Annotated in this window: 11 protein-coding genes; 4 read left to right on the top strand and 7 right to left on the bottom strand. The window is 35.0% G+C overall.

Features of this window, described 5'->3' with window-relative positions; all coding sequences use genetic code 11:
• Positions 1 to 212 precede the first annotated feature (212 nt).
• From ACHZDT_RS02575 to ACHZDT_RS02550, 6 genes are all read right to left on the bottom strand, one after another.
• Complete coding sequence (locus ACHZDT_RS02575) at positions 213 to 1778, bottom strand: SusD/RagB family nutrient-binding outer membrane lipoprotein (RefSeq protein WP_394773101.1); 1566 nt, start codon at positions 1776 to 1778, stop codon at positions 213 to 215.
• Between the two features lie 30 nt (positions 1779 to 1808).
• A complete protein-coding gene (locus ACHZDT_RS02570) occupies positions 1809 to 5138 on the bottom strand; it encodes a SusC/RagA family TonB-linked outer membrane protein (RefSeq protein ID WP_394773100.1) in 3330 nt (1109 codons plus the stop codon).
• 201 nt (positions 5139 to 5339) lie between these two features.
• Positions 5340 to 6353: a LacI family DNA-binding transcriptional regulator gene (locus ACHZDT_RS02565; protein ID WP_394773099.1), complete on the bottom strand. Its 1014-nt coding sequence runs from the start codon at positions 6351 to 6353 to the stop codon at positions 5340 to 5342.
• A 380-nt stretch (positions 6354 to 6733) separates the two neighbouring features.
• Entirely contained in the window at positions 6734 to 7843 is a 1110-nt protein-coding gene (locus tag ACHZDT_RS02560) for a catalase family protein (protein WP_394773098.1), read from the bottom strand.
• Between the two features lie 56 nt (positions 7844 to 7899).
• Positions 7900 to 8859 (bottom strand): SMP-30/gluconolactonase/LRE family protein, encoded by a 960-nt coding sequence (locus ACHZDT_RS02555; protein ID WP_394773097.1) that lies wholly within the window; start codon positions 8857 to 8859, stop codon positions 7900 to 7902.
• A 6-nt stretch (positions 8860 to 8865) separates the two neighbouring features.
• The gene (locus ACHZDT_RS02550; protein ID WP_394773096.1) at positions 8866 to 10032 is read right to left on the bottom strand and encodes a PQQ-dependent sugar dehydrogenase; all 1167 of its coding nucleotides are present in this window, start codon (positions 10030 to 10032) and stop codon (positions 8866 to 8868) included.
• 671 nt (positions 10033 to 10703) lie between these two features.
• Here ACHZDT_RS02550 and ACHZDT_RS02545 point away from each other — a divergent pair.
• The 3 genes from ACHZDT_RS02545 to ACHZDT_RS02535 all read left to right on the top strand — a co-directional run bounded on the left by ACHZDT_RS02545 (position 10704) and on the right by ACHZDT_RS02535 (position 11392).
• Entirely contained in the window at positions 10704 to 10931 is a 228-nt protein-coding gene (locus tag ACHZDT_RS02545; RefSeq protein ID WP_394773095.1) for a hypothetical protein, read from the top strand.
• 37 nt (positions 10932 to 10968) lie between these two features.
• Entirely contained in the window at positions 10969 to 11154 is a 186-nt protein-coding gene (locus tag ACHZDT_RS02540; protein WP_394773094.1) for a DUF3606 domain-containing protein, read from the top strand.
• 67 nt (positions 11155 to 11221) lie between these two features.
• A complete protein-coding gene (locus ACHZDT_RS02535; RefSeq protein WP_394773093.1) occupies positions 11222 to 11392 on the top strand; it encodes a hypothetical protein in 171 nt (56 codons plus the stop codon).
• A gap of 103 nt (positions 11393 to 11495) precedes the next feature.
• On the opposite strand, the gene ACHZDT_RS02530 is transcribed toward ACHZDT_RS02535, so the two are convergent.
• On the bottom strand, positions 11496 to 11777 hold the full coding sequence (locus ACHZDT_RS02530) for a hypothetical protein (RefSeq protein ID WP_394773092.1): 282 nt from the start codon (positions 11775 to 11777) through the stop codon (positions 11496 to 11498).
• A 236-nt stretch (positions 11778 to 12013) separates the two neighbouring features.
• Here ACHZDT_RS02530 and ACHZDT_RS02525 point away from each other — a divergent pair, with 236 nt between their 5' ends.
• On the top strand, positions 12014 to 12997 hold the full coding sequence (locus ACHZDT_RS02525; RefSeq protein WP_394773091.1) for a chemotaxis protein CheB: 984 nt from the start codon (positions 12014 to 12016) through the stop codon (positions 12995 to 12997).
• The last annotated feature ends 83 nt before the right edge of the window (positions 12998 to 13080 follow it).

Genomic DNA, 13080 nt, shown 5'->3' with positions numbered 1-13080 from the left:
ACCTGTAAATTAGTAAATTTCTGCCAAAATACCGAAGCCAAAGCCAATAAATTAGGTTTTATTTATGTTCCTGCATTTAAAACTTAATCCATTAATTATTCTTTAAAAAAAATAGAAATATTCTATCTTATAAAAAAAAAATAAACCCCTGATTCAGGAAATATTCCTGATCAGGGGTTTTATAATTATTAACTAAAACATTACAAATGGAATTATTTTACGTCCCAGAAAATTTTAGTGCTTAAGTTATCTTTATCCTTAACTGTATTGTAATTAGCTGTATTATAAACACTTTCAGAGTTTGGATAAGTCCATCGTGTTGGAGGTGTTTTTCTCACAGTACTTGTTTCATCATCCTGAAATAGTAGAGCCGGAAGTTTCAGTCTTCTTTGTTCAGCCCAAGATTCATCAGCCTGCATTATATTGTAATGAATGTACTTTTGAAAAGCAATTAATGCCAATTGATCTGTTGCTGTTACGGCTCCGCCAAAATTAATTTTGGTAATATAAGCTTCAATTTCGGCAGGAGTTGGTTCTGTGGTTGGTTTCCATGTTAAAACATCTGCTTTATCACCTAATCTTACATAATATTCAACGGATTGTCTGATCGCTTTTTCAAAATAAGTTTTTGCTGCGGCTGCGTTATTATTTCTTGCATAATATTCTGCCAGAATCAGGTTTACTTCGGCAGCATTTATAAGGGTTCCCGGCAACCATTTGTTTCTACTGATTACAGATCTGTTGTAAACTGCAATTTTACCATCAACTATTAATTGATCCTGAACTCCTGAAGTCAATGTTGGATCAAGTCCTGTAAAAACAGTTGCTTTTTCTCCTATTTCAAACAACCACGGCTCACGAGGATCATTATTAGCATTCATATGGTCGATCATAGGTTTTGGGGCAATGTTGTTATTAGAGCCTTCCATGGCATCAATAAAACCTGCCGTATCTAAGTCAGTATCCTGACTATAAACTCTAAAGGCAATATTTTCTGAATTTTCATCTACTAATTTTGCTTCTGTAATGATTTGGGCAATTTCTGTATTTGCTCTTGCAGATAATGCAGGAAATGCAGAAACTCTGTTTAACAGTTTCAAACGTAAAGAATTGCAATAGTTTTTCCAGCTTTCAAGATTTCCTTTATTAATTAAATCCTGATTTTTAAATTCTAATTCTACTTTTGGAGTTAACGCAATAGTATTTAATTCAGTCGAAAAAGTTTTCAATTGATCTAACATTAAAGTATAAAGTTCGATTTGATTGTCATACTTGGGTAATGCATTGGCATAATTTCCGCCTGTTGAACCAATTTTTCCTGCTTCAGAAAAAGGAATATCACCAAAGTTATCGATCATTTTTGCGGTATGATCATATAAATAAATCGTTGAAGTTATGGTATAAATTCTATTTTCTGTTTGCTGTGCTACAGGCAAAGCAGCCATCACTTTTTCTAATTCTCTGTATTGGGTAATAAATTTGTAATATCTTCCCCATCTGTCATTTACGGCAGGTCCGGGAATATAACGTCCTGTTGTATTGCTAAATCCGTGAGCCTGAGTATAGGTTAACGAAGTCGATCTTATAACGGTAAAATAATTCCAATAAGACGGGATTACATCTTCAAAGTTAATTTTCATGAATCCGGCAAATTGTTTAGGCACATCTGTCGTTGTTACTTTAGAGGGATCTTTGTAAGCATCTTCGAAATCATTCTGGGTACACGAGCTAAAAAATGCTGTCACTGCCAGTAATGATATATATAATAATTTTTTCATGTTGTTATTTTTTTAATTATAATTTATCAATTAGAACGATGCTCTGATCATTGCTCCAAAACTTCTGGTAGACGGAGTCAATCCTGCATTGTTTACGTTTTGAGACCATCTTGATCCTGATGTAGTTGCTTCAGCATCCATATCTTTAATGGTTCTGTAGATGTAAAACAAATTACGTCCAAAAACAGAAAAACTTACCTTTGATGCTCCAATTCTGTCAGCCCATGAAGCCGGCATAGTATAACCAAGTGATATTTCTCTCATTTTAACATAATCATTCTTTTGAATGTATAAATCATAACGTGAACTGCTGTATTGTGGACCTCCCCAGTTGTATGTCATATTATAATAACCTGCCTGAGAGATAACATTGGTATTTGATGTACCGTCTGCGGTTACACCATTCATCAACATACCATCGCGGTATAAAGTTTGTCCGCCTGGTCCTGCGGTTGCGCTATTAGGAACCTGAACTCCTTTACCACCATCCATATAATACGTTAAACCACCGCGGTCATTTGTACTATAATTCAAACTTTCTTCTGTCAATCCTCTTGATGTCATCCAGTTAACACCTGTAGGCATTAAATATCCTCCGTATGAATAATCAATATTTACATCTAAGGTTACATTTTTATAAGTAAAAGTATTCATTAAACCTCCCACTCCTTTTGGTGTAGCTGTTCCGTATTTTTGCCACTTGTCACCATCAATCATATAATATCCGTCAGAGTCAACCATTTTATTACCGCTGGCATCTGTTTTAACGGGATGTGCATAAATTCCTCCCATCGGATCTCCTACAACTGATTTTAATTGTGCAGCAGAACCGTCATAATCAGCGTGTAATAATTCAGTTGCGCCATTTGCTAATTTTACGATTTTATTGATGTTTTTAGCCCAGTTTAAAGTCACATCCCATGAAAAACTTTCGGTTCTAAAAGGAGAACCTGTCAAAGCAACCTCAAATCCTTTATTACTCAACTCCCCTACATTTGCCAGGATAGAAGTTGCTCCTGTAGTTGGTGCTAAAGTCAAATTAAGGATTTGATCTTTGATTGTAGCATTATAATAAGAGAAATCAAGTCCAAGTCTTCTGTCAAAAAATTTAGTTTCAAAACCAAGTTCGTACTCTGTTTTCATTTCTGGTTTGATTCCTTCATTTCCATATTCTGTTGGAGAATTTGTAGTCAATACAGGAGTTGTAGTTCCCTGATTTCCTAATGATGTTTGACTGAAGGCAATATTCGCCGCATAACGATCCGGATAATTACCTACAATTCCCCATGAACCGCGCATTTTTGCATAACTTATAAATTCCGGTAACTGAACCGCATCTGAAAGTACAAAACTTGAATTTACAGATGGATAAGTAAAGGCATTGTTATTTGGGTTCATTGTAGAAGTGCGGTCTTTCCTGATTGTTCCTTCCACAAATAAATAATTTCTGAAACTTGCATTTAATGTTCCAAAAACGGCATCTTTTATTACTTCATATTTAGATGATGTACTGGTTGGTATATTTATAGATGAATTCATATCATACCATCCTTCAACACTTAAACCGCCATTAGTCGAACGACCTAAAAATTTACCTGTTTCATCTGATCCTGAATAACCAAGAAGAGCAGTTACGTTGAAATCTTCGTTGATTTTTTTATTATAAGTCAATAATAAATCGCCATAAAGAATATTAAAATCCTGAGAATCTAATAAATAAGATCCTGATTTATCTCCTCCAAATTGATAAATTAAAGGCACTTCTACCGGATTTCTTGATTCGATATTTACTGACGTTAAATCTGTAGAAACACGACCGCGCAATGTAAAATCTTTACTAATAGTAAATGTTTCTGTAACACTGGCAATTAAACGATTTGTGATCTCATCTTGTTGTTTCGCATTTATATTCCAGAAATAATCACCAATATCAGCTTTGAAACCATTACGTATAATGTTTTCGTCAGGAGTTAAACTTTGATTTGTTCCGGTAACATATTTGTAGCCTAAACTGGTTTTATATTTTGCTTTGTACCAGTCACCATTATCAAAGGGACTAAGCATTCCTGTAAAGTTATTAATCAAACGATCCATTGCAAAAGTACGGTTATGAACACTTTGATTCATATAACTCACAATAACATCTGTTTTTAAATTTTTGCCCGTTTTAAACGATGTATTTAAGTTCAGGGTATTTTTTTTGTTATTATTTCCCATACTCAATCCTTCAGATTCAGTGTGTGTGTATGAAAAACGAATGCTGCTATTGTCTGTATTGTTCGAAATTGCAAAATTTGTTGTTGCATCCCACGCGTTTTGAAACAAATTTTTATATCCGTTTTTTTGTGCCGAATACGGACGTATTACACCATCCCAAGACATAACAGGCTGTCCATCGAACCACGGACCAAAGTTATTACTACTCGCCGAAACTCCTCTGGTATCAGCAACTCCGTCACCATTTGTGTCATAATGAGCAAAACCATCCGGCGCTAAAAATCCCGTAGAATAATTGGCATTTGTCCATCCCGGACCTCTTTCATATTGAAATCTTGGCAAGTATGCGATTTGGTTATTAGAATAACTTGTACTGAAATCAATACCTAAACCTTTTTTTCCTTTTCCTGATTTAGATGTAATCAATACAACTCCGTTTACCGCTTCAGATCCGTATAATGCTGCCGCAGAAGCACCTTTTAATATCGAAATACTCTCAATATCTTCCGGATTTATATCTGCTAAGCCATTACTTTTAACACGTGGCGCGTTCCAGTAATCATTGTTATTTACTTCACCATCACGAATTGGCACACCATCTAAAACAATAAGCGGTTGATTTTTTCCCGTGATAGAGTTTAGTCCGCGGATCTGGATATTGATTGCTCCTGCTCCTCCGGGAGTTGACGAAATACGTACGCCGGGTGCTTTACCATATAAAGAATTGGCAATTGTAGGCGAAGCCGTTTTTGTTATCGCATCGGCTTTGATTGTACTTGTAGCATAACCTATCGATTTATTCTTTTTAGATTGTCCCAAAGCAGTAACAGTAACGCCGTCAAGTTCGTTAGTGTCTGTTTGAAGCTTGATTTCCATTCCGTCAGCAGCTTTTATTTCCAGTGTTTTAAATCCTACTGAACTTATTGTGATTATAGCACCTTCGTTTACTGAAATTTTAAATGCTCCATTTTCATCACTATTCGTTTGTACTTTAGTTCCTTTTTCCTTAATAATAGCAAACGGAATAGGCATATTTGCATTATCTTTAATTACTCCGGAGATCGTTTTGCTTTGTGCATTCACTCCTTGGCAGCATATTACCATTAGAAAGACTAACAGCGATTCATATAACAGTTTTTTCATAATTAATACTAGTTTTTATTTGGTTTGATTTGTTTAGTTAATTACTTTTTCCTTAGCAGAATCAGTAATATAAGGGGGTCTGTTTTAAAGTTTTATTGTTTTATCTCATAAGCGTTTTTTTATTAATTTTCAATTGTTTTTTCTGTTTTAGTAAAATACTAAATCGTTTTAGTAAATTGGTTTAAAAAAAGGGAAATCATCTTATACAGACTCCCTGATTATTAGATTTCCTTTTTTCTTTTCTTTAATAATTTCATAGTTTGCACTATCATTCATTTGCTCCATTAATAATTTTATCGTCTTTTTTCCCATTTCTTCAATTGGTTGTGCTAAAACTGTAATAGATGGTGTATGAAACTTAAAACTGTCATGATCGTCAAAACAAATTATCGCTTTATCAGCAGGAATTTTCAGTTTCAATTTCCTAAAGGATTGTAAACCTGCCAGCAAGAGATAATTAGCGCCAAACAAAACCGCATCAATGTCAGGATTACTGTCCAGAAATTGAGAGATTTGCTCTATTCGTTCTTCTTCAGATATATAATATTCGAGATCAAGAATTCTTGAAATATCAAATAAACCTTCTTTTTTTAATGCATTACTATAGCCGAGTTTTCTCAAATTCATCTGAATCAACTGTGACGAATTAGTAACAAATGCAATTTTTTTTGATCCCGTTTTTAAGAGATATTGGGTTGCAGTTTCTGCCGCTTCAAAATTATCAAGTACGACATGGCTTGCTTCCTGATTTTCAAAATACCTGTCGAGTAAAACAACCGGACATTTAAGTGCTAATAATCTATCGATAGTCGATTTCATATTTTCTGTAGGAGTTATAATAAAACCGTCAACATTTGCCTGCAATAAGCTGTTTACTAACTCAATGGCACGCTCGTCATTTCCTCCGGTACTGCAATAAAATACTCTGTAATTTAAATCTATAGCTTCTCTTTCAATCACTTTTGCCAAATCAGAAAAGAACTGATTTGAAATATCCTCTACTATTAGCCCAATTGAGCTTGTTTTGCCTGTCCTTAAACTACTGGCCATCATATTGGGTTTGAATTTCATTTCATCACTAACTTTTAAAACTTTCTCTATTACTTTTTTACTTATTCCCTTTTCAATTCCTTTATGGTTCAAAACAAAAGAAACTGTGGTAACCGAGACATTTGCAGCTTTTGCGATATCTTTGATAGTTATCTTTTTTAGCATAAAATGTTAAGTTTGTATTAAAAATTAGTTAATTTATTAAAACAAATATATTTTATTAAAACGATTTACAAAAACGTTTTAGTAATTTTTTTTGAAAAATATTTTTATAAATTAACATTATGAGTAAATAATTCTCACTCATTTTTAAAATACAACGCAAAATTCCCAGTAATTATTGCAGTTCTTTTATTTTACCGAATGTTAAATTTGTATTTCCTTTAACATAACAGTCACGCCTGGATTGTAGTTTTCTAATTGTTAAATTATCGGCTTTAAATTCAAAATCTATTTTTTGAGAAAATAAATAAAACCAAAAGCGGTGATTAAATAGTAGCATCACCGCTTGATTAATGACGTATGTTTTTTAAGTACTATTTCACTTAATCAGGTAATTCATCTATTGAAGAGGGTTCAATTCTTTGCTGAGCATTCATTAAATGCCTGAATTTACTCGAAGTTTCATAAGCCAGTTTTCTCACGCGCATGATATTTCCTAAAGGTCGATGTTCCGGCAGACAATGAAACGGGTTAAAACTCAGAACATCATCGGCATAAACACGTCGTTGCGGACTAAAAGTTTCCTGAGGAAAAAATACCAGCTTCGCAATAGGCTGATAAGGACTTATCTCCTCCGGCCATTGAACAGAAGCGTCTTCAACAGGCATTTTTTCAAGATCTGTACAAAGCTGTGCGCTCATTTCATATTCTGCTGTGTTTAACCGAAAAAAATCTGATATGATGGAAGTTAAAAAGGCGTTTTCATCAGCGTCAATAATTTCGTCATCAATTTTCTTTCCTGATAATTCCTTTACATTTCGACATAACGGTTTTACATTAATTTTAGCAACATAATCTCCGTAACGAAGTGCAGCCATACTAAAATAAGTATCACCTAAAATATGTGGGCCCGGAGCTCCTAACTCATTAGTATCATCTGCAAGTCCCACTTTTGCTAATACATTTTGCACCCCAACAGCGGCTTTTTGTGCTATCTTTTGAACAAATAATGTACTATCAGCCTGACTTTCTACCTTTTCCTGCGCTTTTAAATATTCATTTATTGTACCGGTTGGGATAATGGGATAATTAACCAGTAAAAAATCCTGTGTTACCGCCTGAGATAAATCTTCCAGAAATTTTTCGCCTTCAACTCCAATAATTTTTATTGCCATTCCTCTAAATGCCGACATTGTATCCGGAACTATTGAACCCTGCGCTGTTGAAAACCTTACAATTACAGGATATTTTTTTGGCTTACTAAATAATCCCTGCGCAAGATGTTCAGGCAAATTATCATAAATCTGTAATTCACCTTTCAAAATTCCGTGGCTTTTTGAGTGCGCGTCCCTTATTGCATGACGGTGTTTTTCGTACATCAGGCGGTTTACCCGCGCCATTGAATACACAATTTTTTTATTGATTTCTTCCTCGTCGGGTTGTATAACTTCTATAGAATTATTGTATCGAATATAATTGTGGGATTCTGTCATATTGAAATGATTTATTTTGTTCTAAAAATTAAAATAGAAAATATCTTATTCTGAATTTACTTTTTTACAGGATTAAAAATGGCCTGTTGCAGTGAGAATTTTTTCGAAGGCACGTTATTTCCTTCGGTTATTTCACTAAAATTAGCATTCATAATCCAGGTTTCATTACCGGACATTGCAGCAGTTGAAGGAAATGCAAATCTATCTTCAAACGATGTCGATTCAGCAACCTGAGCCCAAGTCCAGTTATCTGATGTTTTTAACTTAAAGATTTTATTTATTCCGCCGTTTTGAACCAATGTCAGCGTATTATTGTCGTTTAAAAGAAGTCCGTCAGCACTTGGGAAAAATTGGTCTATTTTTACTTTCGAAGTTTTCTCCGGATTTTTAATATCAATTTTTACAAGTGCGCCAGATCCATTATTGGCAACAATCAAAAAGCCTTGCGGATGAAATACAATCCCATTAGGACCAACTCCGGCGGATTTCAAAAGTTCACTTTTACTAAATACAGTTGCTTTTCCTGATGCATCAACTTTGTAAACCACATCTGCAAAACTATCCGTAACATAAACATTTCCATCCTTTTCAAAAGCAAGATCATTAGGAAAATGTTCTCCGGGAACCAATTGTGATAAATCAACATCCATTAATTTTTTACCAGATTTAATATCGATTGCAATCAATCTTGCCATCTTCTTTTTTGTATCCGGCGTACTAAATTTGCTGTAATTAGCATCGCCCGCGCACACAAAAATTCTTTTTCCGTCAGGATGAACTTTTACACCATAAGTCGATTTCAAGGTTTTATCAGTATAAAGTTCCGTATATTTTCCTTCTTTAGTCACTTTTCCTACTGTGCCAAGTCTTGCAGATGATACATAAAAAACATTTGCAGCCTGATCAAAAGTTACGCCTTCCGGATAAGCTTCCGGTGCTTCAAATTCAATTCGTTTAGTCGGTTCCTGCGCCCAGATTGTTTGAGCTAATAATAGGAGAATAATTATATTTTTCATTTTTTTTTATTTTTGTTTAAGGGCATAAATAATACCGTTTGCATCATCTGAAATGTAAACTACATCCTTGCCAATTGCTACACCGGCTGGTCGTCCAAATCGTTGATCACCAATTAAAAAACCGGTTAAAAAATCATCTGATCCGGTTGGGTTTCCTTTACTGTCAAATTTGATACGTTCTACTTTATAACCACTTGGGTTTTGCCTGTTCCATGATCCGTGCCAGCACACTAACGCATCGCCTTTATTAGCGCCGCTGTCAAAAAAAGCAAAAGCAATTGGCGCGCTGTGCGCAGTAAATTCCATCATAGAAGGCTGCGTTGTTTTTGCCCATCCTTCTTTAGTATTTCCAACAGGATCTTCCCTGCTTTGATCGACCACACGTTTACCATAAGCAAATGGAAAACCATAATTGCCGCCCATAACAATATGGTTTAGTTCTTCCGGCGGCCAATCATCTCCTTTTGTATCTCCTCCATTGTCAACTCCCCACATTTCTTTGGTTTGGGGCTGCCAGTCAAAACCTATCATATTTCGAAGTCCTGAAGCATAAAGAGTTCGTTTCCAGGTTTGCGGATCAACTTGTAGCATTGTAGCAGTTTCCTTATCGCTTTCCTTGCAATCATTACAAACGCTTCCCACAGAAATATATAATTTTCCGTCAGGACCAAAATCCATTGTACGATTGGCGTGTTGCCCTCCACTTGGTAAATCTTTTATTAATGTATCGGCAACTTTTCCTAAAGTTCCGTCAGCATTTAGAGCATATCGAAGCACTTTATTGTTGTTGCACAAAAACATATAATCATCCTTAGACGTGATTCCGTGTACGCCCGGAAAATCTGCGACCCGAATCATATCGTCAAATTTGCCGTCATTATTAGTATCTGTCAGCATTAATACATCGCCGGCATCTCTTCTGGTGACATACAATTGTCCTTTTTTGCCTATGTAAAGCATTCTTGGTTTACCAAGTCCTGTCGCTGCAACCGAAGCCTGCCAGCCATTTGCAGTTTTAAGACCCGAAGCCAGTGAAGAACTAAATTCTAAATGCGTAGGATAATTTGTAATGGTAACTTTTTTGGTATCTTCTTTGGGAGGAATTCCTTTCTGGCTATAGGACAGCATTGCTATCAAGCCAAATAGTGTTGCGAGAGTAGATTTACTTTTCATGAGTTATAAGTTGACAAAATAAAGTCGGTTTTAGATTAAAAATAACTCAAATCTATAAATCTATACTGAAAATATCTTACAAAATCTAAATTCCATTTTACAGGATTAACAGGTGATTTTTATTATTATCAATTCGATTTCTATGATAAAAAGCAATAGGTGTCCTGAGCGGAATTGAATGCGTATCAATTGGAGAGCGGGCTTCTCCCGAAGTCTCGGGACGCTCAGCCTGACATAGGATATAACAACTAAATTCAGCCTAAATAAATCCGTTTAGATCCGCGTTTTTGCGATAGCGAATCAGTATCATCCGTGGTGCATTAAAAAGCAACCATAATATTGTCATTTCGGCGCAGGAGAAATCACATTACAAGCTCGACAAAGATTGAATTTACGTTGCGGAGTTTCTAGTGTCATTTCGGCGCAGGAGAAATCATATTACAAGCTCGACAAAGATTGGATTTACGTTGCGGAGTTTCTAGTGTGATTTCTCCTCTCGTCGAAATGACAAATCTTCGATTTTGCGCGAGATTTATTCTGCATAATATCGTGCCTGCGATAAAAAAAAAGCGTAAATGTGATAATTTAATAACAAAAGCCAATTTTCTTATAAGAAAAAATTCTTCTATCGAATTAATTTTGAGGTTATTAATCAATATAAATATAAAACCATGGAAAATTTAAACAATTATAGTGCTGAAGATCTTCAGAAATGTCCTTATCACAGCCAGGCAAATAATTCAGATAAAGACAATGAACCTCGTGAAAATGCCAATACAGGAGATTGGGGAGATTTTGACGAAGATGATGAAGCAGGAACTGATCCAAATCGAAATGAAGGCGGAAATAATAATTCCGGAGGTGCCGGAAGTACAGGAAGTGCGGCAACCAACAGTTAAAAATTAAAAACTTTACTAACTACAAATTCAAATTATTATGAGTGATGATTTAAGCAACAGAGGTTCTCAGGACAGATCCAGAATTAATATGAACGAGCCGCATGAAGTTTACTACTGGACAGAAAAATTTGGTGTTACCAAAGAAGATCTACAGGCAGCAATTGACAAAGCCGGAACTAATTCAGTTCAGGCGGTTGAAGAAGTATTAAAAAGCAAATTTTAGTGCAAGAGTACATTTATTATAGTGCAGGATAATTTCCTGCACTTTTTTATAACCAAACTTTTCAATTATGCCTTGGTACAACGGTGATTTTCCTCCTTCGTATAAAAATCTGCCGGAGGAACTTAGAAAAAAAGCAGTAGAAATTGCAAACGCTCTACTCAAGAATGGCGTTGAAGAAGGTACGGCTATTGCTACAGGACTTAAACGCGCCCGTGAATTTTTTAATAGCCATAAATAATTTTTTATCAAAGAGATAGTAGACTATCTAAAATTCAAAAACCTGTAACGAAAAATCGCTACAGGTTTTTTTAAAACATCAAAAAATCAACAAATGGAGACCCTTATCTGCCACTTGTACCGGTCGAATCTGTTTTCACAGTCGTATTTCCTTTTTGTGTTGTTCCGGCAGAACCAGATCCGGTAGTACCTTCGCCAGTAGCGCCTGTAGTTCCTTCACCCACGCTGGTTGTATCTGAATTTGGCCCAACACTATCAATTTGTGTCTCTGTAGAATCTGCTTCATTGCCATAATTATCAGCTGGAGCGGTTTCGTTTTTTTTACATGAAAAAGCTATACTTATTAAAATAATGGCTAAGAATGTTTTTAGTTGTACTATTTTCATAACGAGTTTATTTGTAGTTATAGTTTCAAATATATTACCCTTGTCAATTCTTTATTTACATAATTTTCAAAAAAAATTACACAATTTCATGCCTCTAATATTATTATTCCTGATTTTATTTTTATGGGGATTAATATATTTTGTAATAGGAATTTTACAATATTTATTCAAAATACTATAACATATTGTTGCTAACTAGATTTAATTTCAGTACCAAATAATCATAATTTAAGAAAATGTACGAGATTAGAAATCTTATAGTTATAGGCGCTTCTGCCGGAGGTATTAGAGCAGTTTCAAAAGTATTAGCAGGATTTTCAAAAAATACTGATGCTGCAATTATTATTGTAGTTCATGTTTCGAAAAGTTCTAATGCTCAAAATATTGCCGACATATTACAACGAAATACTTCAGTAGAATGTCTGGTTGCAGCAAACTTGCTGGAAATCGAACAAGGAAAGGCATATATTGCCCAGCCAGATCATCATTTAATGGTCGATGGTCCGGTTATGATGCTTAATCAGGGACCGCATGAAAATAGATATCGTCCATCGATTGATGTTCTATTTCGTTCTGCTGCTGTACATTACACGAATCAGGTTATAGGCATCATCCTTACGGGAATGCTGGATGACGGAACTTCTGGAATGCACGCAATTAAAAGTTGTGGAGGACTTTGTATTATTCAGGATCCTCTGGAAGCAGAATTTTCAGATATGCCGCAAAGCGTTCTTAATAAAGTCGAGGTTGATTATATGGCGAACCTAAAAGATATCCCGTTTATTGTTGAGGATTTGATGTCGAAACCACTTCCATCAAAAGTAGACGTTCCCGAAGAATTAAAATTAGAGGCTGAAATAACAGAAAGGCTTATGAGCAATATAGACGACCTTAAAAAAATTGGCGACCGCAGTGATTTTGTTTGTCCGGATTGTGGCGGCGGACTTTGGGAAGTTAAAAACGATCCGTCACATCGTTATCGATGTTATACCGGACATGTATATTCTGAAAAAATATTGCAGGAATTACAGGATCAAAAAATTGAGGAATCTTTATGGGTTTCTATTCGAATGCTTGAAGAAAAACAAAATATGCTCCGTCTTGCTTCCGGAAGAAAAAATCTGAATGGCAATCCGGCACTTTCATCTTCTTTTAACCGAAGAATTGAAGATACAGAGCAACATATCTCACGATTAAAATCTTTGCTTAAAAGCATATAATTTCCGGAAATATCTTAAAAAATTCGGATTTCAATATTTACCAAAAAAAATAAAGCTGCTATTTAAGCAGCTTTATTAATAAG

The organism is Flavobacterium sp., assembly GCF_043722275.1.
Lineage (GTDB): Bacteria > Bacteroidota > Bacteroidia > Flavobacteriales > Flavobacteriaceae > Flavobacterium.
This window is presented reverse-complemented; position numbering and strand designations above follow the sequence as displayed.